Below are 22,835 nucleotides of genomic sequence, written 5' to 3' on the forward strand. Positions count from 1 at the left end.
GTTCCTCATGATTCGAGTAGGAGTTGTTCGGACGACAACGGCGTCGCCAGTTCGCAGTCGCCGGTACTGATGGCGCAGCGGATGATCGCGGACGTCTCGTGGTCGCTGCCGCCACCCGACGCGACCGCGACCAGCAGCAGCCGGGCGTTGCCTGTTCTCACGTTCGGTCGTCCAATCGGTTCGTCCCCGTCCGGGATGGGACGCAGGGCGACAGTGGTTTGTTCGTCATGAGCCGAGGCCGGTTCCTGACTGACACGCGCCCCGTTCCCATCCCCGTTCGGACGCCACGACCGGGCGTTTTGTTCATTTCCGCCGGTCACAGAACCTGACCGAGTCATGTCACTGCCGTGACAAAGCCTGGTACTGGCGACACGGTCGCAGGAGAGATCGAGCATAATGCGCACATGGACCAGCCACCGCGGATCGGCCGGTACTCCCTGGTCCGCCGGGTGGGTGCCGGGGGTTTCGCGACCGTCTGGCTGGCCCGCGACGAGCAGCTGGACGCCGAGGTCGCGGTCAAGATCCTCTCCGACAACTGGATCGACGAGGACGACGTCCGGCGCCGGTTCCTGGCCGAGGGCCGCTTCCTGCGCCGGGTCGACTCACCCCACGTGGTCGGCGTGCACGACATCGGCGAGGCCGAGGACGGCCGCCCGTACCTGGTCCTCACGTACGCCGATGGCGGATCGCTCGCGGACAAGATCAAGGCCGGGCCGCTGGAGATCGCCGACGTGGTCGACATCGTCACCCAGGTCGGCGCCGGCCTGAAGCAGTTGCACGCCCGCGGAGTGCTGCACCGCGACGTGAAGCCGGCCAACGTGCTGTTCCGCAGCGACCCGGCCGGCGACCGCGCGATGCTCGGCGACCTCGGCCTGGGCAAGTCGCTGGAGACCGTGTCGCAGCTGACCATGCCCGGTGGTACGCCGGCGTACGTCGCTCCCGAGCAGGTGATGGGCGACCGCCTGGACCACCGCGCGGACCTCTACTCGCTCGGTGCTGTCGCGTACGCCGCCTTTACGGGGCAGGCACCGCACGGCGTGATCAGCCTCGGCGCGGTGATGCGGATCGATGCCCCGCCGCCGTCGATGAACACGCTGCGCGAAGACTTCCCGCCGGCGATCGATGCCGTCGTACGCCGGGCGCTGGAGCCGGATCGCGACAAGCGCTGGCCCGACCTGGACAGCTTCCTCGACGCGCTGAACGAGGCACACACCACCGGCAAGATCCCGGCCGGACTAGTGCTTGCCGGTGAGTTCCCCGTCCCGAGTGGACCGGGGGGCATCGACCAGGCGACCCAGCTGTCCGATGCGGAGCGCCCGACGATCGCACCGCTTGCCGGTGGTCTGGCGACCGAGGATTCCACCTCTTCTACTGAGAGCTCGGCCGCTCCGGCACCGGTGACGGGCCGCTCCGGCCGCGCCCGGTGGATCGCGGCGCTGCTGGCCGTAGTACTGGCTGCCGGTGGAGGGTATGGCGGGTATCAGTTGGTGATGAGCCGGCCGGTCACGGTGAAGGACGACAGCGGACGGTTGTCTGTCGAGGTGCCGCGTGAGTGGACCCAGAAGTCGGTGAAGCCGACGGCCGGCGGCCAGCCGGCGCTGCTGGTCACCACGAGCACTTCCGACTGGCAGCACCAGGCGGCAGTGCCCGGCGTCTTCGTGGGCCTGTTGAGCAAAGGTGCGGTGCCGACCGATCCGACGCCGCCGGAGGGGTGTCAGGCCAGTAAGCCGGATACGTCGAACGTCGGTAGCCAGAAGGCAGTCACCTTCACCTACAGCTGTGGAACGGCCGTGGTCGAGCGGTACATCCAGCTCTCCGACAACGAGTCGGTCCGGATCCAGGTCCGCGACAACGACCAGGCCGAGCTCCACAAGGTGCTCGACTCGGTCGTCGCCACCAGTTCCTAGGCCAGTGAGGTCAGGGACGACACCGTGGCCTTGTGCAGCTTGCTGATCACGTTGAGGGTCGCCGGGTCACCGCTGTAGAGGTGCGAGCCGGACTCGTAGACCTGGTAGGCCGTGCCGTTGTACTCCGTGATGCCTTCGGCCATGCTCGGCGACCGGAAGCAGCTCAGGGTGGCCGCGTCGAGGTCCTTCTGGCCGCGACGTACGACGTACAGGTTGCTGCGGTTGCTCCGGCCGTACGACGTGGCGTAGATGAAGTGGGTCGCGGTGACCAGCAGTCCTTGGGTCTTGGTCGGGATCTCCCAGGCGCCGGCCACGGTGGTGAGAGTGCCGTCGTCCGCGATCTTGTACTCGTACATGGTGCCGCGGCCGGTCTCGTTGAATGAGCCGGACCAGACCGAGTCGCCGTAGCTGGTCAGGAACGATGCGCCCGCCACCGACCGCGCAGTACCGATCTGGGCCAAGTACGGCGTACCGGCGGCCTTCATCGCGTCGCGCAGCTCGGTGAGGCGGTACTTGCGGATCGTGTTGCTCGTGCCGGTGACGAAGGCCCAGCCCTTGCTGGTGGTGATGCCGCCGACGTGTGCCTCCGCTACGGAGACCACACCGACCGTCGCGCCGGTGGCAGGGTCCAGTCCGTAGATGTGTGAGTCGGCGCCGTCGCGGTAGGAGGCCACCAGCAGCAGGTTCTTGCCGGAGCCGTCCCAGTTGTACCAAGTACCGGCGCCCTGAGGGGTGTAGGTACTGAGCTCGGGGACGGTGACGCTGGTGTTGCTGAACCGGGCGTCGTACTTCTTCGACGCGGACGGGCCGTCATAGAAGGTGCTGCCGTTGGTGGTCGCGGTGTCGCAGGTGATCGCGGCACTGGCCGTGACAGGTGCTGCGACTGCCGCTGTCAGGGCAGTGGCCGTGGTGATGAAGGCGGTCAGGATGGCAAAGGGGCGGCGGGCCATGGTGGTCCTCTTCGGTCGGGCGGAAACCTTCGAGAAGCTCAGCCTAGTCCGGTAATCACTAACCCGCAGCCCCGCCGTACCGTAGGCGCATGACCGATCTGACAGCGGCTATCGACCGCGTTCTGCCCAGTGTTCGTGCCGATCTCGAGGACCTCATCCGGATCCCCTCGGTCAGCGCGGACCCGGCCCGCACGGCCGACGTCCAGCGCTCCGCCGAAGCCACCGCGGCCCTGTTCGAGGCCGAGGGCTTCGAGGTGAAGATCGTCCGGGCCGGCGAAGGCGCGCCGGCCGTGATCGCCAAGAAGGCCGCCCCCGAGGGCAAGCCGACCGTGCTGCTCTACGCCCACCACGACGTGCAGCCGACCGGCGCCGTCGAGGACTGGACCTCGGAGCCGTTCGTGCCGACGGAGCGCGACGGCCGGCTGTTCGCCCGTGGCGCGGCCGACGACAAGGCCGGCATCGCGGCGCACCTGGCCGCAGTACGGGCCTTTGGCAATGATCTTCCGGTCGGCGTGACGGTCTTCGTCGAGGGTGAGGAGGAGATCGGTTCGCCGACCCTGCTGCAGTTGCTCGACGAGTACTCCGCCGAGCTGGCCTGCGACGCGATCGTGATCGCCGACTCGGGCAACTGGGCGATCGGCCAGCCGGCGTTGACGGTATCCCTGCGCGGACTGGTCGACTGCTTCGTCGAAGTACGGACCCTTGAGCACGCGGTCCACTCCGGACTCTTCGGCGGCGCTGTTCCGGACGCGTTGACGGCGCTGTGCCGGTTGCTGGCGACCCTGCACACCGACAACGGCGACGTCGCTGTCGACGGGCTGCACGCTTCCCGGGCGACCGACCTCGACTACCCCGAAGACCGGTTCCGGGCCGAGTCGAGTGTGCTGGACCAGGTCAGGCTGACCGGCTCCGGCTCGCTGGTGGACCGGCTGTGGACCCGGCCGGCGATCGCCGTACTGGCCATCGACGCGCCGCGGGTCGCGGACGCCAGCAACACGCTGGTGCCGGTCGCGCGGGCCAAGGTGAGCCTCCGGGTCGCGCCTGGTGACGACGCGGTGAAGGCGATGCAGGCCCTGACCAACCACTTGGAGCAGAACGCTCCGTGGGGCGCGCAGGTCGTTGTCACGGAAGGCGATATCGGTCAGCCCTGCTCGATCAATGCTCGCGGTCCGGCGTACGACGCGGCCCGGTCGGCGTTCGCGGCGGCCTGGGGCGTCGAGCCGGTCGACACCGGGATGGGCGGCTCGATCCCGTTCATCGCGGAGTTCCAGCGGGCCTTCCCGCAGGCCGCCGTACTGGTCACCGGGGTGGAAGATCCGGACACAAGGGCGCACGGTATCGACGAGGGCCTGCACCTGGAGGAGTTCACCAAGGTCTGCCTCGCGGAGGCTCACCTCCTCCAGAACCTCGCCTGATTCCTTGCGTCCGAAGGACAGCGGGTCAGGACCCACGGTTCTTCGGACGCAACGGCGTGGGCACAACTTGGCGACCGGGGTTTCCGGGTACCCAGGGTTTGGCATAGGTTTCGGCGAGTGAAGATCGCAGTGGTGCGCGAGACCAGACCGGCGGAGCGCCGGGTGGCGCTGGTGCCGGAGCAGGTCACCAAACTTGTCCAGCTCGGCTACGAGGTCGCGGTCGAACCCGCGGCAGGTGAGCGCGCGTTGTACTCCGACGACGCCTACCGCGAGGCCGGCGCCGAGGTTGCCTGGGGAGCCGACCACGCCGCGACCGTCGTCGTATCGGTGCAGCCGCTCGAGCGGGAACGCTTGCAGCGGCTGCATGCCGGTACGGCGCTGATGTCGTTCCTGCCGACGAACCCGCCGGACGTGATCCGGGCCGCGACCCGGGCCAAGCTGACCGCGTTCGCGATGGAGATGATCCCGCGGATCTCCCGGGCCCAGTCGATGGACGCGCTGTCCTCGCAGGCCCTGGTCGCCGGCTACCGCGCCGCCATCATCGCCGCGGAACGGCTGCCGCGCTTCTTCCCGCTGAACATGACTGCTGCGGGCACTGTCCCGCCCGCGCAGGTCCTCGTACTGGGTGCCGGCGTCGCCGGTCTCCAGGCGATCGCGACCGCGAAACGCCTTGGCGCAGTAGTGAAGGCGTACGACGTACGGACGGCTGCTGCCGAGGAGATCGCCTCGATGGGGGCCAGCCCGATCGAGCTGGAGCTGGGCACCCTGGACGGACCTGGTGGCTACGCGCGCGAAATGACCGAGGAGCGCGCGCAGTTGCAGCGCGACCTGCTCACGCCGTACATCGCGGGCGCGGACGCGCTGATCACCACGGCCGCAGTACCGGGCCGGACCGCGCCGATGCTGGTGTCGCGGGCCATGGTCGAGCAGATGAAGCCCGGCTCCGTCGTGGTCGACCTGGCCTCGGAGTCCGGCGGCAACGTCGAGGGCTCGGTGGCCGGGACCGAACTGATGATCGGCAACGCCCTGGTCTGGGGCGGCGCGAACGTGCCCAGCCAGATGGCCGGGCCGGCCAGCCGCCTGTACGGCCAGAACATCGCGAACCTGATCACCCTGATGACCCGCAACGCCTCCTTCGATCCCGACTTCTCGGACGAGATCGTGGCCGGCTGTTGCGTCACGCACGACGGCTCCGTACTGCACGAGCCGACCCGGGAGCTCCTGGAAGGACCGTCCAGATGACCGAGTCCATCGCCCTGCTGACCATCTTCGTGCTGGCGGCGTTCGTCGGCGTCGAGGTGATCAGCAAGGTCTCCTCGACCCTGCACACCCCGCTGATGTCCGGGGCCAACGCGATCCACGGTGTCATCCTGGTCGGCGCGATCATCGTCACCGGCCAGGCCGACTCCGCGCTCGTGGTGATCGTCGGGCTGCTGGCCGTCGTACTGGCCACGGTGAACATGGTCGGCGGTTTCGTCGTCACTGACCGGATGCTGGAGATGTTCCGCGGTCCCGCGGCGCGCAAGAAGGAGTTGCACAAGTGATCGCGACCTGGGCCCAGATCGGCTATCTGGTTTCGGCGGTCTGCTTCATCGTCGCCCTGAAGGCACTGTCGTCACCGCGTACGGCGCGGACCGGCAACCTGCTCGGCGCTGCCGGCGCAGTACTGGCGGTGCTGATCACCTTCGTGGCCTACAAGCCCGACCACCTGGTGCCGATCCTGATCGCGCTGGCGATCGGCGCGGTCGGCGGCGTGATCGGGTCCCGCCGGGTGCAGATGACCCACATGCCGCAACTGGTCGCCCTCTTCAACGGCGTCGGTGGTGGCGCTGCCTCGCTGGTCGCGCTGATGGAGCTCGGCGAGGTGCACTCCGGCCAGACGGTCGCGGCCATCGCGACCGCTTTCACCATCGTGGTGGGCGCGATCAGCTTCTCCGGTTCGATCGTCACGTTCGCCAAGCTGCAGGAACTGATGACGACCCGGCCGGTGACGTTCCCGGGTCTTCCCGTGCTGTTCGTGGCCGGGATCCTCGGCGGCATCGCGCTGTCGGGCTGGCTGGTTTCCGACCCGCGGGTGTGGGTCGGCGTACTGCTGTGCCTGGTGGGCTTGGGGGTCGGAGTGATGCTGGTGCTGCCGGTGGGCGGCGCCGACGTACCGATCGTCATCTCGTTGCTGAACGCCTTCACCGGACTGACAGTCGCGGCCGGCGGATATGTCCTCGGCAACACGCTGCTGCTGGTGGCCGGAACGCTGGTCGGCGCGGCCGGTGCGTTGCTGACGAAGCTGATGGCCGACGCGATGGGGCGGTCGGTCTTCAACATCCTGTTCGGCGCCGTCCGGGGTGGTTCCACTCTTGGCGCCGGGACGGTTTCCGAGCGGCCGGTGATCTCGGGTGGCGCTCAGGACGTCGCGATCCTGCTGGCGTACGCGCAGCGCGTCATCATCGTGCCTGGGTACGGACTGGCCGTCGCTCAGGCTCAGCACACCTTGCGTGAGCTGGTGGAGGAGCTGCAGGGACGCGGCGTGAAGGTGGACTACGCGATCCACCCGGTCGCGGGCCGGATGCCGGGCCACATGAACGTGCTGCTGGCCGAAGCGCAGGTGCCGTACGACCAGTTGCGGGAGATGGACGAGATCAACGGCGACTTCAAGGTCACCGATGTGGTCCTGGTCGTCGGCGCCAACGACGTCGTGAACCCGGCGGCGCGCACCACCCCGAGCGCCCCGATCTACGGCATGCCCATCCTGAACGCCGACGAGGCCCAGCGAGTCATCTTCCTCAAGCGCTCCATGCGCCCAGGCTTCGCCGGCATCGAGAACGAACTCCTCTACGACCCCCGCACCACCCTCCTCTTCGGCGACGCCCGGGACTCCCTCACCAAACTCCTGGCGGCAGTAAAAACCGTCTGACCCCTCCTCACCCGCAGCGGCGGCTCCCCACCCGGGGCGGCCGCCGCTGACTTGTACGCCGGGAAAAGCCCCCACGCGCCTCCTACGTCGCGCCTTCAAGGTGCTCGCAGCCTTTCCCCGGAATCCGACCGGCCAGCCCGGGCGGGCCAGTCCCGCATGTCGGGGCTCGCATCTACCCGGGCCAGCGCTCCGGCGTCGGGCTCCAGCGCCAAAGCCTCCGATCGGGGCAGCATCATCAAACGCAGGTCGTACTGACCCAGCTCACTCGCCTCGCGCAAACGTGGTGCTTGGCCCCTCTTGTGGGGCTTACCCCACCGTTATGCCAGTGGGGCAACCCCCACACCAGGAGCGAACCCCCACATCGATGGGTTAGCCCGCCCAAGCACGGACGCCCCGATGCTGTTGAGCGAGCTGGCAGCCGGCGCGGCCTGGTGGCGGATGAGGGGGTGCGCCGCCGACATCAGGTGCACCAGCCACCCGGCGCGCGCCAAAGGCAACGGCCGTCGGTGGTGGGGCGGGGAACGGTCGGCGCGGGTGTGGAGTGTGAGGTCGGCGCCTGTCGAACCTCCCGTCGGGAACGTCTACGTCCCGCACGGCCTGGTGATCACCTAACATCCATTCCTATTCGTGCTGTCCGAAAGCCGAAGATTTCGACTGGCATCGAATAGATCAGCCTTGGAGCACTCTTCTGCCGGGACCACAACCTTTTGGCAGCTTCCGGCCACCAGAAGCGTGGTTGCTAGGTCCGAACCGGTCCAGTCCGGTAATTACGCGCCGTCGCTGCCGAAGGAATGGTCGCTCATTTCCACGGGCTGCCGGGACCCGCCCTGCTGAGCCGCACGGGTCCCGGCCCGAATCGCCCGACGCCCCGCCTGGCAGCGGATCGCTCGCCAGTGCCTGATGGAGTGCGGCCCTCGGATGACGGTTTTCGCGACGTAGGCAATCACGCACGCTCCGGATTTTCGCCAAGGTTTGAAGGTCGATGAAGGAATTCTCTGGCAGCCATCGCCCGAATGTGAATTCGACCTGATTTCTCTAAATGCGCACCGGAAAGTATTCCGGTGCGCATCAGAATGAAATGGGTCAGACCCAGCCGCGTTTTGCGGCGGCTACTCCGAGTTCGAAGCGGGAGGTGGCGTCTAGGCGCTCGGAGAGATTGGCGGTGATCCGGCGGGCGGTGCGGAGCGAGATGCCCAGCAGGCGGGCGACCTGCTCGTCCTTGGCGCCGCCGGCCAGCAGGCGAAGGACCTCGGCCTCGTGGGGAGTGAGCGGGGAGTTGTCCTCCCGGTCCTCGGGGGCGAAGAGTTCCGTGGCGCGGGACCAGTAGGAGTCGAAGAGCGCGGTCGCCAGGGCGAGGACGGACGGGCTGCGGTGGATCACCGCGCCGTCGCTCTCGGCCTCCGGGTTGAGCGGCATGATCGCGATCTCCTGGTCGATGATCAGCAGCCGCATCGCCAGCGTGGGGGTGGCCCGGACCTCGCCGCCCAGCTTGTACATGTACGAGGCGAACTCGAGTCCGGCCTTCGAGATGGTCATGCTCTGCAGGTAGACGCTGCGCATCTTGATCCCGCGCTCGAGCAGCGGGATGTCCGGGGACTCTTCCGGTGGGGCGACGATGTCGTCGACGTGAGCGGGGATCAGCCCCCAGAAGGACTCGCGGGCCTTCGTGCCCAGCTCCTCGATCCGGCGGGAGGCATTCGCGCGGCCACGCAGTACCTCGACGTCGCCGCTGGTCCGTGAGGTGAGGAGTTCGTTGTACTGCTCGGCCAGCACCTCCGCGGAGGCCTCGGCCTGGCTGAGCTCTCCGAGCATCTTGTTCAGGTCGCTGCGGCGGCGCTCGACCAGACCGCTGAGGCCGACGCGGGGATGGACGGCGTGCTCGACTGCCGGGTTGGACCAGGTCGGAACGAGCAGATCGAGTTTCCGGAGGACGTCCATCCGGTGATGAACCTCTTGCAATGCACAATTCAGTACAGCGGCAATCTGCTCCGCCGTACTGTCAGGCTCCCTGAGAAGGGCGTGATAGACCGCGAAGGTGGCCTCGTCCACACCTAACGGTTCCAGCACTATCTACACCCTTCCAACGCTCGTTTGGAACCGACCATATACAGGGTGCGTCGATTTAGCGCGCTCAAGAGAACGTTTCGGATTATTTCGAAAGGACCGGCTGTGATCAAGAGGTTTCTGACGGTGGCCGGGATGACGCTGCTGCTGGCCGGTTCGCTGCTGCTGTCGTCGGGGTCGGCGCGGGCCGGCGAGACGCCGCCCGTCGACGACGATCCGAACGGTAGTTGTGCGGCGGCGAGTTGCTGGCAGATGTAGTCCCGTAGACTGCCCCGTGTGGCTCGTGGCGATGGTCTGCTCACTCATGATCTTGACCCGCAGGACCTAGGACCTCAGGACGCTTGTGGCGTCTTCGGGGTCTGGGCTCCCGGGGAAGAGGTTGCCAAACTCTCCTATTTCGGGCTCTACGCTCTGCAGCACCGGGGGCAGGAGTCGGCTGGCATCGCGGTCAGCAACGGGACCCAGATCCTGGTCTACAAAGACATGGGTCTGGTCAGTCAGGCGTTCGACGAGGCGACCCTCGCGTCGCTGCGCGGTCATATCGCGGTCGGGCACTGCCGGTACTCGACGACCGGCTCGAGCGTCTGGGCGAACGCCCAGCCCACCTTCCGATCCACCGCGACCGGGTCGATCGCGCTCGGGCACAACGGCAACCTCACCAACACCGGTGAACTTGCTGCCAGCCTGAGCGGCAACGACGACCTGGATCTCGGCCTGGACCTGGACGTCGAGCATGCGAAGGCGAACGCCAAGCACGGCGCGTCCTCGGACACCGACATCCTGACCTCGATGCTGGCCGGTTACCCCGACCTGACGCTCGAGCAGGCCGCGGCGAAGGTGCTCCCCAAGGTCAAGGGCGCGTTCAGCCTGGTCTTCATGGACGAGAACACCCTGTACGGAGCGCGTGATCCGCAAGGCGTCCGCCCGCTGGTACTCGGCCGGCTCGAACGCGGCTGGGTGATCGCCAGCGAGACCGCCGCCCTGGACATCGTCGGCGCGAGCTTCATCCGGGAGGTGGAGCCGGGTGAGATCGTCGCCATCGACGAGGACGGCCTGCGCTCGACCCGGTTCGCCGAGCCGGACCCGAAGGGCTGCCTGTTCGAGTTCGTCTACCTGGCCCGCCCGGACACCCAGATCTCCGGCCAGCGGATCCACTCCACCCGGGTCGAGATCGGCCGCCGGCTGGCCCGCGAACACCCGGCTGAGGCCGACCTCGTCATCGCCACCCCGGAGTCCGGCGTACCGGGCGCGATCGGGTACGCCGAGGAGTCCGGTATCCCGTACGGGTCCGGCCTGGTCAAGAACGCCTACGTCGGCCGCACCTTCATCCAGCCGAGCCAGACCATCCGCCAGCTCGGGATCCGGCTCAAGCTGAACCCGCTGCGCGAGGTGATCGAGGGCAAGCGCCTGGTCGTGGTCGACGACACGATCGTCCGCGGCAACACCCAGCGCGCGGTGATCAAGATGCTCCGGGAGGCCGGTGCGAAGGAGATCCACGTCCGGATCACGGCGCCACCGGTCAAATGGCCGTGCTTCTACGGCATCGACTTCGCCAGCCGCGCCGAACTGATCGCGAACGGGCTGAACAACGAGGAGATCTGCCGGTCACTCGGCGCCGACTCGCTCGGTTACATCAGCCTGGACATCCTGGTCGAGGCCACCTCGGTGCCGAAGGACAAGCTCTGCCGGGCCTGCTTCGACGGGATCTACCCGATCCCACTGCCGGAGCCGGAGCACCTCGGCAAGCACCTGCTCGAGCTGCCGGTCAGCACCGACGCCGATGGTCTGGCCACGGTCTCGGGCGGCGCCGGCGCCGCGGACGCACTGTCCCGGCCCTGACGCAACCGGCCCTGAAGCAACCGGCCCTGAAGCAACCGGCCCGACGCAATCGGCCGTGAAGACCGGCCCAGAAACAAGGAGAACAACGTGACCGAGGGCGCCAGCTATGCCGCCGCCGGGGTCGACATCGAGGCCGGTGACCGGGCCGTCGAGCTGATGAAGGAGTGGGTCGCGAAGGCGACCCGTCCCGAGGTGGTCGGCGGGCTCGGCGGATTCGCCGGCCTGTTCGACGCGACCGCGCTCACGGCGTACCGGCGGCCGCTGCTGGCGACGTCGACGGACGGGGTCGGGACCAAGGTCGCGATCGCTCAGAAGATGGACCGGCACGACACGATCGGGTTCGACCTGGTCGGCATGGTGGTGGACGACCTGGTCGTCTGCGGCGCCGAGCCGTTGTTCATGACCGACTACATCTGCACCGGCAAGGTGGTCCCGGAGACGATCGCGCAGATCGTCAAGGGCATCGCGGAGGCGTGTGTAGAGGCCGGTACTGCGCTCGTCGGCGGCGAGACGGCAGAGCACCCCGGGCTGCTCGAGCCCGACGAGTACGACGTGGCGGGCGCTGCCACCGGTGTTGTCGAGGCCGATGAAGTGATCGGTGCCGATCGGGTCCGCGCGGGCGATGTCGTGGTCGCGATGGCCTCGTCGGGGCTGCACTCGAACGGGTACTCCCTGGTCCGGCACGTCTTCTTCGACCGGGCCGGCTGGCAGCTCGACCGGGAAGTTCCCGAGCTCGGCGGCACTCTCGGCGACACCCTGCTGATTCCGACCAAGGTCTACGCCAAGCACTGCCTGGAGCTGATCCGGGAGCTGAACGGCGACGAGAAGCCGCTGCACGCGATGTCGCACATCACCGGCGGTGGGTTCGCGGCGAACCTGGCCCGGGTGATCCCCGCCGACCTCGCGGTCCGGATCGACCGGTCGACCTGGACCCCGGCGCCGATCTTCGACCTGGTCGGTCAGCTCGGCGGCGTACCGCTGCTGGAGCTGGAGAAGACCCTGAACATGGGCGTCGGGATGGTCGCGGTGCTCGATCCGGCCTCGGCGGACGCCGCGATCGCGGCACTGGCCGAGCGGGAGATCCCCGCCTGGGTGTGCGGCGAGGTCAGCGTTGCCGACGGCACGGCAGGCGTCGAACTGCAGGGCGACTACGCCCGCTGAGCAGGCGCCGGCCACAACTGATCCGACTCACGAAGTCCGGAGAGCTCCGCGGGGAGTTCTCCGGACCTCGTCAGTGAACAGGGCAAGCAAAAGCGCCATCTGTGTGGTCAAGCGCTAACCCTGTGGTGGAACTCGTCGGTCAAGCACAGGAGACCTGCCCGAGCGCTAGGCGCTGGGCAGGTCATCCGAGCTGAAATGCTGCCTTACCGACGGGGGTGGTAGTCGTCGGCGTCATCGCCGACGTCTGCGTCGTTGTCGCCGTTGGCAGATCCGTTACCGCTCTGCTCGCCGCCGGACAGCTCTTTCTTGAGCTGGTCCAAGTCGGTGTCCCAGGTGCGGTACTTCAGGTCGCGTGCGACCTTCGTCTGCTTGGCCTTTGCACGGCCGCGCCCCATAGCGTCGACCCCCTCGCACAAGTCAACCGGGTACGCAGCTGGGCGCCCACGGATCAGTCGTCAGTAATCGTGGTTCTAGATTACCCGGAGCCGGTCCATGACACACGCACCGCCCCCTGGCTGGACCTCCGAAGAAGTCCGATGACAGGCCGGAAGGCCTGGCCGGTCCCCTCAAACCGGCCAGGCCTCCGCGTCTTTGACGCCGTACCGAGGTATTACTTCACCTCGCGACGTGAGCTTGCCCACAGTCCGAGGACGGTCGGCAGAACGACCCAGACCCCGATCGCGGTGAGCGTCTCCGGCACCATTCCGTGCAGATCGCGCTCGGCGATCCGGCCGAAGGCGCTGAACACGTCCAGCCAGTTCGCGTTGTCCTTGAACAGCGCCGGACCGGCCAGTGACCAGACGGTCGGGGCGATGAAGAAGACCAGGATCGCGACGGCGGTCTGGGCGATCAGCGCACCGAAGGCGGCACCCATCACGACGTTCAGCGCGGTGCTCAGGTACGCACCGGCCAGCGCGCCGCCCATTCCGGCGTACGACGCTCCGTCGCCACTCACGGCACCGCCGATGGCCGTAGCGGCCAGCGCGAGCAGAGCGGACGCGGTGAGTACTACGACGCTCAGCACTACCGCGGAGACGAACTTGGCCAGCTGGACCCGGACCCGGCGCGGCGACAGCGTGAAGGTGGTCAGCGCGGTGCGCTGGGTCCACTCGCTCGTCATCGCCATCACTCCGATGACGGGCAGTAGCAGCAGGACGCCTGTCGATGCCGCGCCCAGGTAGCTGTCGAACTTCTGCGGACCGGCATCCATGTGGGTGAGCTGCCAGGTGAGTGCGGCGACGGCTACCGCGAGGATGGCCAGGACCAGCACCCGGCCGCTGCGGGTGTCCAGGGACTTGCGCAGCTCGGTGGTGACCAGCCGGAGGAAGGACTGCCCACGAGCGGGCGGCAGTGCGGTGGAGACGGCGCTGTGCTTGGCAGCGGGCGCCGTGACGGGCGGTGAGGTGATTTCAGTGACAGCCATGGTGATGAGCTCCAGGAAGTTTCGGGGTGGTCAGGCGGCAACAGGGGCGGCGGCAGGGCTGGTCAGCTGGAAGAAGAGTTCTTCCAGGCCGGCGCCGTCGCTCTCGCGCAGTTCGAGCAGGATCTGGCCGGCAGCAGCAGCCGCGCGGCCGACCTGCTCGGCGGTGGCGTCGACCCGGAGCCCGCCGTCGTGCAGCGGCTCGAGGTTCAGGCCGGCAGCGGTCAGGGCCTGGTTCAACGCGATCGGGTCGAGACCGCGGACCAGAGTGCCGGTCCCGGCGAGCAACTCCTCCAGCGAACCGTTGGCGACGATCCGGCCGCCACCGATGACCACCAGCCGGTCCACGGTCGCCTGGACCTCGCCGAGCAGGTGGCTGGACAGAATCACCGTTCCCCCGCGGTTGGCGAAGTCCTGCAGCAGGCCGCGCATCCAGCGGATGCCTTCCGGGTCCATCCCGTTGGCCGGCTCGTCCAGGATCAGTACGGCGGGGTCGCCGAGCAGCGCACCGGCGATACCGAGCCGCTGCCGCATCCCCAGCGAGTACTGGCCGACCCGGCGCTTCGCGACCGGAGTGAGCCCGACTGCCTCGAGCATCTCGTCCGCACGGCTCTTCGGTACGCCGAGCAGGCTCGCGCTGAGCTGCAGCGTCTCCCGGCCCGTGCGACCCGGGTGCTGGGCGGCCGCGTCGAGCATGACCCCGACGACCCGGCCCGGGTTCGGCAGCTCGACGTACCGCTTGCCGGCGATCGTCGCGCGGCCGGAGGTCGGCGGCGTGAGTCCCGTCAGCATCCGCAGCGTGGTCGACTTGCCGGCTCCGTTCGGGCCGAGGAAGCCGGTGATGCTGCCGGGCTCGACGGTGAAGGACACGTCCTGCACGGCGGTGCTGTTGCCGTAGCGCTTGCTGAGGTTCTCGACGGTGATCATGGGGGTAACTCTTCCGTCCGGCACCCCCTGGCCACATCGACCGAGCGTCTCGACCGTCCCCCTACGAAAGTCGTCAGGGACCGGCCCTGACCCCCACCGGAAGGGGGAGACGACGCACACCTGAAGGTGGACGTGGACCCGCACCCAGCGCGACTACGCTGACGCAATGCGATGGTTGCGGCGGTGGTATGCCTGGTTCGTCCAGCGCGCCCCGCGGATCCGCGACCTGATGTTCATCGGCTTCAGCCTGCTCACGATCGTCGCGCAGGCCACCGCGGGCACCCGCGGCGGCTGGCAGGCGCGCGACTGGTTCGTGCTGGGGGTGGGCATCGCCGGATCGCTGGCGCTGTGGTGGCGCCGCCGGTTTCCCGTCAGCGTCACGATCATCGCCATCCTCGCGCTGTTCGGCGGCCAGATCTTCGTCCCGATGGGCCTGGCGCTGCTGACGCTCGCGATCCGCCGCCGGGACGCGATGCTGGCCGCGCTGAGCCTGGCGGCGTACGTCGCGTACGTCGCGAGCTCCTGGTCCGACCGGAACAGCGATCCCTACGTACTCCTCTTCACCGGGCCGTTCCTGATCGGCACCTGGGTCGCGGTCGGCGCCTACCTCGGGGCGCGGCGCGACCTGATGGTGTCGCTGCGGGACCGGGCCGAACGCGCGGAGGCCGAGCGTGAACTCCGCGCGGACCAGGCCCGGCTGGGTGAGCGGGCCCGCATCGCCCAGGAGATGCACGACGTACTGGCGCACAAGGTGTCGCTGATCGCGCTGCACGCGGGCGGGCTCGAGGTGAACCCGGCGGTCGGCCCGGAGAAGGTGGAGAGCTCGGCCGGCCTGATCCGGGAGACCGCCCGGCAGGCGATGGAGGACCTTCGCGAAGTACTCGGCGTACTGCGAACCGACATCAGCTCGGCCGGTGCCGATCTGGCTCCCGTACCGCGGGCCCTCGACCTGGCCCGATTGGTGGAGGCATCCCGGGCGGCGGGGGTGAACGTGTCGAGCGATCTGGTCTTGCCGGACGAGGTACCGGCTTCGGTGGGGCGTACGGTCTACCGGATCGTGCAGGAGGCGCTGACCAACGTGCACAAGCACGCCCGCGGGGTTTCGACCGAAGTGCTGGTGAAGGGTGCGCCGGGAACCGGCGTGACGGTCCGGGTGACCAACGTTCGGCCGGTGGCGGCCGACTCACTGCTGCCGGGCGCGGGTGCGGGCCTGGTCGGTCTTCGTGAACGGGTCAGTCTGTCCGGCGGAAGCATCTCGACCGGGCCGACCGCGGACGGCGGCTGGCGGGTCGAGGCCTGGCTGCCGTGGTCCGAGAAGGAGCCGGCCAAACCCGGCGGCACGGCTGACAGCGACAAAGGAGAAGGATGACGCGGCTGCTGATCGTGGACGACGAGGCGCTGGTCCGGGCCGGACTGAAGATGATCCTCGAGTCGGCCGACGACCTCGAAGTCGTCGCGGAGGCCGACGACGGCGCCGATGCGGCCGCGATGGTGCGCGAGCATCGCCCGGACGTGGTGCTGATGGACATCCGGATGCCGAGGCTGGACGGGCTCGCCGCCACCCGGGAGTTGCAGGCGATGCCGGATCCGCCGAAGGTCCTGGTGCTGACGACGTTCGACCTGGACGACTACGTGTTCCGTGCGCTGCAGGCCGGGGCGAGCGGGTTCCTGCTGAAGGACACACCGCCTCGCGAGCTCGTTCAGGCTGTCCGGGTGGTCGCGGCCGGGGACGCGATGTTGTCGCCGGCGGTGACCCGGCGGTTGATCGGGCACTTCGCGGCTGATCAGCGGACCGATCGGCAGCGGGTGGCGCGGGAGCGGCTGACGTCCCTGACCGAGCGGGAGAAAGAAGTGCTGGCCGCGGTCGCCACCGGGTTGTCCAACGCGGACATCGGCAGGCAGCTGTTCATGAGCGAGGCGACCGTGAAGGCGCACGTGTCCCGGGTGCTGGTGAAGCTCGATGCCACCAACCGGGTCCAGGTCGCGATCCTTGCCCACGACGCGGGGCTGCTCGACACCTAGGGCAAAAGGGAAACCGGTCGCGAGCCGCCGGAGGGGGTGGGGCGACGGCTCGCGACCGGTTTCAGGTCAGCGAGCCACGGGGGGAGTGGGTCTCGCTGACGGGCTGGAGAATCAGGCGCGGCCGAAGGCCACGTTCGAGCTCCAGATCTTCGCCTTCGCGACCGGGCGACCCGGCTTCGAGGCGTGCCACAGCATGTTGTTCCCGGCGTAGATACCCACGTGGTAGACGCCGCCGCCACCGCTCTTGAAGAACACCAGGTCGCCGGGCTTGGCCGACTTACGGGTCAGGTGCTTGGTGGCGCTGTACTGCTGGCGCGACGTACGGGGCAGCTTCTTGCCGGCCCGCTTGAAGACCAGACCGGTGTAGCCCGAGCAGTCGAGGCCGCGGGTGGTCGTGCCGCCGTAGCGGTACGGGGTGCCCTTGAGCTTGGCTGCTTCCTTCAGGACCCGGGCCTGGAAGGTCGAGCTGCGGCCGGCACCGCCGTGCAGCAGACCGTGGCTCGCGGCATAGAACAGCGAACGCCAGGTGTTCACGGTCACTGTGCCGGTGCGGGGCAGGCCCACCCGGCGCTGGAAGTTGGCAACCGCCGTGCGAGTGGCGGAGCCGTACCAACCGCCGGCCGGGACGTCCAGGAAGCGCTGGACTCCACGAACGGCCGAACCGGCGTCCGCGTAACGGAGCAGCGGCTTCTGGGCGACAGGCAGGTTACCCCGGGCCCACGCGGCCGAGGTGGTCTTGGTAGTGGCCGCCGAGGCGGTCGAGGGGGTGCCGGCGACGGTGAGGATCGCCCCACCACTGACGGCGAGGCCGACCGAAAGGACGGCGGCTGCGGCGCGCGGGGCGGCCGCGGACTTGTTGGTCTTGCGGTGCTTGGCCAGGGTCCGGCCGGCGGGCCGGGTACTGGATTCGCTTTGGTGACTGACAGCAGGCATCGCTGTCCGTCGGATGGTGACGGGCATGGTTGTCTCCCGACGCCTGCGGAGTTAGCTGTCGGGTTCGGGCTGAGAGTCGATAGCCCGGTCCGCTCCCGCGGACTTCACCCCAGGGACCCGACCACTCACGGTCGGACCCCAACCTCCTGGGTCCCCCACTCCTGCCATGGTTGTTCGAGGGGAACAGGTGCGCCTGGCAGGACTCGGCGTTTGACACACCTGCAGTTCGTCTCATTTGTCGAACCGCCGCCGACTGTATAACAGAACGATCACGACGCAAACCCTCAGATCCACAGAGACCCTCCGGAAAGCCCTCAAACGGCTCTCTGATGGCTCAGGGACCGCTGGTGAACACCAGGAGGCCTGAGCGTGTCTGAGCGCGTCTCAGGCGGCCGTATGGCCATTATGTGTGACCTGAGTCACATTTTGTGAGTACCCTCTGTGACAACGACCACAGAGGGTACTCAGGGCCCTCTCAGGAGGGGCCTGGATCAGCCCTTTCCGAGCAGCTCCAGGAAGCGTTCCAGGCCCACGTTCCCGCCTGAAAGCACGACTCCGACGCGGTCCGGCAGGTCCTGGATCCGCCCGGTCAGCAGTGCCGCCAGCGCGCAGGCGCCACTCGGCTCCAGGACGAGCTTGAGCCGCTCGAACGCGAAGGCCATCGCGGCCCGGATCTCGTCGTCGCTGACCAGCTCGACCCCGGCCAGCAGCCGCCGGTTGATCTCGAAGGTGAGCTCGCCCGGGATCGAGATGGCCTGGCCGTCCGCGATCGTCCGCGGTACGCCGATCTCGACCCGCTCGCCGGCTGCCAGCGACCGGGCCGTGTCGTCGCCCGCCTCGGGCTCGACCCCGATCACCCGGATCCCCGGCGACAGCGCGGTGGCGGCCGTCGCGCAGCCGGCGATCAGGCCGCCGCCACCGATCGGGGCAAGCAGTGCCCCGAGCTGCCCCACCTCTTCGATCAGCTCGAGCGCGACCGTGCCCTGGCCGGCCATCACGTCGTAGTGGTCGTACGGCGGGATCAAGGCCAGTCCGCGGTCCTCGGCGAGCTGGGTCGCGAGCGCCGTACGGTCCCCGGTGTACCGGTCGTACGTGACCACTTCGGCGCCGTACCCCTTGGTCGCCGCCAGCTTCGTCGGTGGCGCGTCCTCGGGCATCAGTATCACCGCGGTCGTCCCCACGAGCGACGCCGCCAGCGCGACCGCCTGGGCGTGGTTCCCGGACGAGTACGCCGTGACGCCGCGACCGAGCTGCTCCGGGCTCAACCGGCTGACCGCGTTGAAGGCGCCCCGGAACTTGAAGGCCCCGATCCGCTGAAAGTTCTCGGCCTTGAGGAACACCTCGGCGCCGACCCGCTCGTTCAATGTCCGCGACGTGATCACCGGTGTCCGGTGTGCCACTCCCTCGATCCGCTGGGCGGCTTCCCGGACATCCTCGATGCTGAGCATGCCCGAGAATCTACCGTCAGCAAGAGATCTTGGTGTCTCCGACTCCGATGCAGAGGTCCTGGCCGGGGCCGCCGTCGAGGGTGTTGTGACCGGTGCCGCCGATCAGCAGGTCCTTGCCGTTGCCGCCGCGCAGGATGTCGTTGCCGCCCAGTCCGAGGATGAGGTCGTCGCCGCCGAGGCCGCACAGTACGTCGGCTCCGGCAGTACCCAGGAGCAGATCGCTCCCAGCAGTACCGGTCTTGGTGCAGGCCGCTGCGGGTGGTACTTCGGCTATCTCGACCGACCCGGCTTCACAGTTGGTGCCCTGCGGTCGGGTGATGCCGCGTTGGTCGACAGCAAGTACTGTGCACGCCGCTGCCGGTACTGCGCCGTTGGCGAGGCTTGCGGCCAGCGGCAGCATCGTCTGGGTCGGGCCGCCGTTGCTGGCCAGCGCGCCTAGCTGCGGGCTACCGATGTTGCTGTGGTCGCCCACCCCGGCCAGGCTGCAACTGCCGTCGCCGTCGAGGTTGTAGCCGGTAGAAGTGGTGAGTAGCTCGATGCCGCAGTCGCTGGAGCCAGTGCCTCCGGCAAGGATCGAGCCGAAGGTGTGCAGGCCCGCGTTGGTGGCCACGTTGCGGCCCACGCCTCCTGCTGTATTACCCGAGACGGTCGCGTGCTGCAGGTAGACGTCATGGGCGAGCGTGTAGACGCCACCGCCGGCCGCGGTCGCACTGTTGCCGGTGACGGTGGAGTTGTCGACCCGTACCTCGCCGGTGACCGCGTAGATGCCACCGCCCTGGCTGTCGACGGCACCAGAGGCGCTGTTGTTGCTGATGGTCGACCGGGTGACGATGATCTGCGCCGGTGGCGGGCCGCTGGAGTTCTCGATGATGGCGGTGTTGATCCCGCCGCCAGAGCCGGTCTTGGAGTTGCCGGACACGGTCGAGTCGATCACTGACACCACTGGCTGATCAACGGGCGTGTCCTGGTCGAACAGCACCTGGATGCCGCCACCGCTGCTGGTCCCGGAAGGGTGGTTGCCGGTCACGGTCGAGCCGGTCACCGTCAGGTCGCCACAGGCCGAGCAGATCACGCCGGTACCGCCGTTGTTGTCCACTGTCGTATTAGTAAGAGCGAACAGGCCCGAGCCCTGCCCGGTGGTCCGTACACCGTCGCTGCCGTTCCCGCTGATCGTCGAGCCGCTCACGGACAGGGCCCCGTCGGTCAGGCCGACGCCCCGTCCGGTGTTGTTGGTAATAGAGGTGTCGGTGATGTGCACCTGGCCCAGCGACAGCGCCACGCCCGTACCGGTGTTGTCGTGGATGTTGGAGCCGGTCAGGTTGAGGATGGCGCCACCGAGGGGGCTCTCGAGCACCCGGCCTGCGCCGCCCGCGTTCCCGGTCACCGTGGTGTCGTCGAGAGTCGCGTCGCCCGCGTGCTGCAGCGCCGCACCGAAGAGGTCGTCGCCGCCGGTCAAGGTCAGCTCGTGCAAGGTGAGTGAGCCGTCGGAGTCGAGCGTGTTCATCACCCGCTCGCCCGCGCAGTTCTGGTCGATGGTCGATCCGCTGCCCTCGATCGTGAGTGGTTGCGCCGACGTACTGTCCAGGTCCCCGGTCGCGTTCGTGTCGTCGTCACCGCACAGGTTCAGCCCGTACGTCGCGGCCGCGGCAAGGGTGATCGTGGTCGCGTCGCCGGCGGCGTTGGCCGTGGTGATGGCCTCTCGCAGCGAGGTCACCCCGTCGGCGCCGTTCACGACATCCGCGGTGGTGGTGACAGTGATGGGGGCAGCCTGGGCAGACCCGGCCTGCCCGATGGCAAACAGCAGTGCCCCGATCATGGCGACGACAATGGACAGCACAACGCGACGCATGGAACCCCCCAAACCGTTTGCGGTTCCCCCCGGCAACCGGCTCGAACCCACACGGTCCCACAAGCCGTCTGCTGACCGCCAGACTTCGTAGCATCGCCATGTCAAGAAGACTGCGCCGGTTCCGTACTGATGATGAGCGGTTCCCGACGGGGGAGCCGGGTCTGAAGGAGACATCGTGAAATACCTACTGGTCCTGAACATCAACCCTGACGTGCTGAACGCCCTGACCGAGACCGAGCAGCAGGCGATCTTCAGCGGGCACGAGAAGTTCATGGCCGTCACCCAGGAGTCGGGCGAGTTCCACAGCACGGCCGCGCTGGCCGAGCCGGCCAAGACGGCTGTCGTCAAGGTCCGCGACGGCGTGCCGGCGGTGACGGACGGCCCGTTCGTGGAGGCGAAAGAGTTCCTGGCGGGCTACTACCTGATCGACGTCGCGAGCAAGGAGCGGGCCTACGAACTCGCCGCGCTGATCCCGGACGCCGCCATCGAGGGCCTCGGCGTCGAGGTCCGCGAGGTCATCCACGAGGTCGGTCTGTAGGTAACACGGACGCTCCGGAAACACGAAACGGCAGGATCTCCAGCTGGAGGTCCTGCCGTTCGGGTGTGTTCAGGAGGTCTGGTCGTCGATGGCCGCGTCGCCCGCGTTCTTCTTGATCGACTCGATCCCGTTCAGCGCGCCGTCCTTCGTCTTGTAGCTCTCGCTGCTCGCGATCACCTCGCCGTTGCCGGCCTTCAACCGGAACCGGAACCCGCCCGACTTGTCCTCGTACAGCTCGAACTTTCCCGCCATTGGAAAACCTCCGTGTCATGAGCCAGTAACGCTCCGGAGCCTAGACCCGCAGCCCGGCAAACCCCCACCCCGACACTTCGTACGGGGTTCAGGAGTTGATGGCGATCACGAGGCGAGGCGGTGGCGGATCGCGGTGATGTGGGTGTCGCGGGAGACGGGGCCGTCGAAGCGAAGCCGGTCGTAGGCGGTGAACTCGGGCTCGAGTTCGTCCAGTTCGTCGACCAGCAGCTTCAGCTGTGCCCGGTCAGTGGTGACGTCGATCGCCTTCATAAGTTCACTTTTTCGATGGATCGTGGCCGGCGTGACCGAATGCAGGCAGACATACTGACCGCTCAAGTAGGCATCCCATTCTTCGTTGCCATCGGCAAGGTCTTTCCACTGCGCGACGAACCAGCCCCGCAAATCCGATAGCCCGACCTGGTCGGCCAGTGCGAAGAGATCCGCCGGCACCATCTCGGCGCCGTCCGACCGCAGATAGCCGGGCATCGGAAGTTGCCCCGCGAGCATCAGCCGCCGCACGTCGTCCACGTCCCGGTCCTGCTCCGCACAGAGCTCGGTCAGCACGCGGTACTGCCGGGTGACATAAGCGTCGTCCTCGGCACTCATCGGGTGCTCGCCATTGATCTCACAAAATCTCGCAGCCAAAGCTTCCTGAGTCATGGCTCGAAGCTAACCCCGGACCACTTCGGCGTACGGCGAACTGTCGTTAGCGCGGCCGGTCGGCGCCCGGCCACGGGCCTAGGGGTGGGCCGTCGGCGTCCGGGCGGTCCTCGGTCTCCGTCTTATAGGGACGGAGTCCGCGCGCCTCGTAGTTGGCGAGGGCATTCGGGCCGTCGAGGGTGTTGGTGTGCAGCCAGACGCGGCTGATCAGTCCGATCCCCGGATGCCGTTCGTTCAGGGTCCAGGCCTGCTGGAGCCCGACCGTGAGGAGGTGTCCGCCGATACCCCGCCCGATGAACCCGGGCAGCAGGCCGAAGTTCTCCACCTCGACCTCGGTGCCGATCGCCTTCATCGCGATGTACCCGGGCCGGTACGCCGCCGACGTACGGGACCCAGGTCTCGAAGCCGGGCCGGTTGAGCCACTGGGTCCATTGCTCCCAGGTCCACGCCAGCTTCTCGGACCAGTGCCAGTCGCCGCCGACCGAGGCGTAGAGGAAGCGCGAGAACTCCGGTGAGATCTCCTCGACCCGCTCGATGTC

Annotated in this window: 23 protein-coding genes and 1 riboswitch; of the genes, 11 read left to right on the forward strand and 12 right to left on the reverse strand. The window is 68.1% G+C overall.

The genetic code is table 11. The features are described from left to right. Positions 1-5: 5 nt before the first annotated feature. Positions 6-161 (reverse strand): hypothetical protein, encoded by a 156-nt coding sequence (locus F1D05_RS23800; protein ID WP_185442548.1) that lies wholly within the window; start codon positions 159-161, stop codon positions 6-8. A gap of 243 nt (positions 162-404) precedes the next feature. Here F1D05_RS23800 and F1D05_RS23805 point away from each other — a divergent pair, with 243 nt between their 5' ends. Beyond that, positions 405-1,907, forward strand: coding sequence for a serine/threonine-protein kinase (locus F1D05_RS23805; protein ID WP_185442550.1), 1,503 nt, complete (start codon positions 405-407; stop codon positions 1,905-1,907). Here the strand turns inward: F1D05_RS23805 and F1D05_RS23810 are convergent. Further along, positions 1,904-2,857: a hypothetical protein gene (locus tag F1D05_RS23810; RefSeq protein WP_185442551.1), complete on the reverse strand. Its 954-nt coding sequence runs from the start codon at positions 2,855-2,857 to the stop codon at positions 1,904-1,906. The genes F1D05_RS23805 and F1D05_RS23810 overlap by 4 nt on opposite strands. Positions 2,858-2,946: 89 nt before the next feature. Between F1D05_RS23810 and F1D05_RS23815 the strand changes: the two genes are divergently transcribed. From F1D05_RS23815 to F1D05_RS23830, 4 genes are all read left to right on the forward strand, one after another. Next, positions 2,947-4,272 (forward strand): dipeptidase, encoded by a 1,326-nt coding sequence (locus F1D05_RS23815; RefSeq protein WP_185442553.1) that lies wholly within the window; start codon positions 2,947-2,949, stop codon positions 4,270-4,272. Between the two features lie 117 nt (positions 4,273-4,389). Beyond that, the gene (locus F1D05_RS23820; protein WP_185442555.1) at positions 4,390-5,514 is read left to right on the forward strand and encodes an NAD(P) transhydrogenase subunit alpha; all 1,125 of its coding nucleotides are present in this window, start codon (positions 4,390-4,392) and stop codon (positions 5,512-5,514) included. Further along, positions 5,511-5,816, forward strand: coding sequence for an NAD(P) transhydrogenase subunit alpha (locus tag F1D05_RS23825; RefSeq protein WP_112241273.1), 306 nt, complete (start codon positions 5,511-5,513; stop codon positions 5,814-5,816). Before F1D05_RS23820 ends, F1D05_RS23825 begins: the two co-directional genes overlap by 4 nt. Next, positions 5,813-7,183 carry an NAD(P)(+) transhydrogenase (Re/Si-specific) subunit beta gene (locus F1D05_RS23830; RefSeq protein ID WP_185442557.1) on the forward strand — a complete coding sequence of 457 codons (1,371 nt, stop codon included), beginning with the start codon at positions 5,813-5,815 and terminating at the stop codon, positions 7,181-7,183. The genes F1D05_RS23825 and F1D05_RS23830 overlap by 4 nt, the downstream gene beginning before the upstream one ends. Before the next feature lie 1,083 nt (positions 7,184-8,266). On the opposite strand, the gene F1D05_RS23835 is transcribed toward F1D05_RS23830, so the two are convergent. Further along, positions 8,267-9,121: a helix-turn-helix transcriptional regulator gene (locus tag F1D05_RS23835; protein WP_246485916.1), complete on the reverse strand. Its 855-nt coding sequence runs from the start codon at positions 9,119-9,121 to the stop codon at positions 8,267-8,269. Between the two features lie 231 nt (positions 9,122-9,352). Between F1D05_RS23835 and F1D05_RS23840 the strand changes: the two genes are divergently transcribed. From F1D05_RS23840 to purM, 3 genes are all read left to right on the forward strand, one after another. Continuing rightward, positions 9,353-9,505: a hypothetical protein gene (locus F1D05_RS23840; RefSeq protein WP_185442559.1), complete on the forward strand. Its 153-nt coding sequence runs from the start codon at positions 9,353-9,355 to the stop codon at positions 9,503-9,505. Positions 9,506-9,523: 18 nt separating this feature from the next. Then, positions 9,524-11,086: an amidophosphoribosyltransferase gene (gene purF, locus F1D05_RS23845; protein WP_185442561.1), complete on the forward strand. Its 1,563-nt coding sequence runs from the start codon at positions 9,524-9,526 to the stop codon at positions 11,084-11,086. An 87-nt stretch (positions 11,087-11,173) separates the two neighbouring features. After that, positions 11,174-12,247: a phosphoribosylformylglycinamidine cyclo-ligase gene (gene purM / locus F1D05_RS23850; RefSeq protein WP_185442562.1), complete on the forward strand. Its 1,074-nt coding sequence runs from the start codon at positions 11,174-11,176 to the stop codon at positions 12,245-12,247. 203 nt (positions 12,248-12,450) lie between these two features. On the opposite strand, the gene F1D05_RS23855 is transcribed toward purM, so the two are convergent. The 3 genes from F1D05_RS23855 to F1D05_RS23865 form a co-directional block, all read right to left on the reverse strand. Next, the gene (locus F1D05_RS23855; RefSeq protein ID WP_185442564.1) at positions 12,451-12,642 is read right to left on the reverse strand and encodes a DUF3073 domain-containing protein; all 192 of its coding nucleotides are present in this window, start codon (positions 12,640-12,642) and stop codon (positions 12,451-12,453) included. A 215-nt stretch (positions 12,643-12,857) separates the two neighbouring features. Then, positions 12,858-13,670, reverse strand: coding sequence for an ABC transporter permease (locus F1D05_RS23860; protein ID WP_185442566.1), 813 nt, complete (start codon positions 13,668-13,670; stop codon positions 12,858-12,860). Positions 13,671-13,700: 30 nt separating this feature from the next. Beyond that, entirely contained in the window at positions 13,701-14,594 is an 894-nt protein-coding gene (locus tag F1D05_RS23865; protein ID WP_185442568.1) for an ABC transporter ATP-binding protein, read from the reverse strand. 166 nt (positions 14,595-14,760) lie between these two features. Between F1D05_RS23865 and F1D05_RS23870 the strand changes: the two genes are divergently transcribed. Continuing rightward, positions 14,761-15,963: a sensor histidine kinase gene (locus F1D05_RS23870; RefSeq protein WP_185442570.1), complete on the forward strand. Its 1,203-nt coding sequence runs from the start codon at positions 14,761-14,763 to the stop codon at positions 15,961-15,963. Then, complete coding sequence (locus tag F1D05_RS23875; RefSeq protein ID WP_185442572.1) at positions 15,960-16,616, forward strand: response regulator; 657 nt, start codon at positions 15,960-15,962, stop codon at positions 16,614-16,616. Before F1D05_RS23870 ends, F1D05_RS23875 begins: the two co-directional genes overlap by 4 nt. Positions 16,617-16,727: 111 nt before the next feature. On the opposite strand, the gene F1D05_RS23880 is transcribed toward F1D05_RS23875, so the two are convergent. The 3 genes from F1D05_RS23880 to F1D05_RS23890 all read right to left on the reverse strand — a co-directional run bounded on the left by F1D05_RS23880 (position 16,728) and on the right by F1D05_RS23890 (position 20,846). Next, on the reverse strand, positions 16,728-17,576 hold the full coding sequence (locus F1D05_RS23880; protein ID WP_185442574.1) for a C40 family peptidase: 849 nt from the start codon (positions 17,574-17,576) through the stop codon (positions 16,728-16,730). Continuing rightward, a riboswitch (cyclic di-AMP (ydaO/yuaA leader) is annotated at positions 17,576-17,768 on the reverse strand. Its footprint overlaps the gene before it by 1 nt. A 272-nt stretch (positions 17,769-18,040) precedes the next feature. Beyond that, positions 18,041-18,997 (reverse strand): pyridoxal-phosphate dependent enzyme, encoded by a 957-nt coding sequence (locus tag F1D05_RS23885; protein ID WP_185442576.1) that lies wholly within the window; start codon positions 18,995-18,997, stop codon positions 18,041-18,043. 16 nt (positions 18,998-19,013) lie between these two features. Further along, positions 19,014-20,846, reverse strand: coding sequence for a choice-of-anchor Q domain-containing protein (locus F1D05_RS23890; protein ID WP_206685809.1), 1,833 nt, complete (start codon positions 20,844-20,846; stop codon positions 19,014-19,016). Between the two features lie 175 nt (positions 20,847-21,021). Between F1D05_RS23890 and F1D05_RS23895 the strand changes: the two genes are divergently transcribed. Continuing rightward, positions 21,022-21,384 carry a YciI family protein gene (locus tag F1D05_RS23895; protein WP_185442579.1) on the forward strand — a complete coding sequence of 121 codons (363 nt, stop codon included), beginning with the start codon at positions 21,022-21,024 and terminating at the stop codon, positions 21,382-21,384. A gap of 69 nt (positions 21,385-21,453) precedes the next feature. Here the strand turns inward: F1D05_RS23895 and F1D05_RS23900 are convergent, their stop codons facing one another. The 3 genes from F1D05_RS23900 to F1D05_RS39045 form a co-directional block, all read right to left on the reverse strand. Continuing rightward, positions 21,454-21,636, reverse strand: a complete 183-nt coding sequence (locus tag F1D05_RS23900) for a YegP family protein (RefSeq protein WP_185442581.1) — start codon at positions 21,634-21,636, stop codon at positions 21,454-21,456. A 105-nt stretch (positions 21,637-21,741) separates the two neighbouring features. Next, positions 21,742-22,296, reverse strand: coding sequence for a DUF6058 family natural product biosynthesis protein (locus tag F1D05_RS23905; RefSeq protein ID WP_185442583.1), 555 nt, complete (start codon positions 22,294-22,296; stop codon positions 21,742-21,744). A gap of 46 nt (positions 22,297-22,342) precedes the next feature. After that, complete coding sequence (locus F1D05_RS39045; protein ID WP_206685810.1) at positions 22,343-22,648, reverse strand: hypothetical protein; 306 nt, start codon at positions 22,646-22,648, stop codon at positions 22,343-22,345. Positions 22,649-22,835: the final 187 nt, after the last annotated feature.

It is taken from the genome of Kribbella qitaiheensis, assembly GCF_014217565.1.
Classification (GTDB): Bacteria; Actinomycetota; Actinomycetes; order Propionibacteriales; family Kribbellaceae; genus Kribbella; species Kribbella qitaiheensis_A.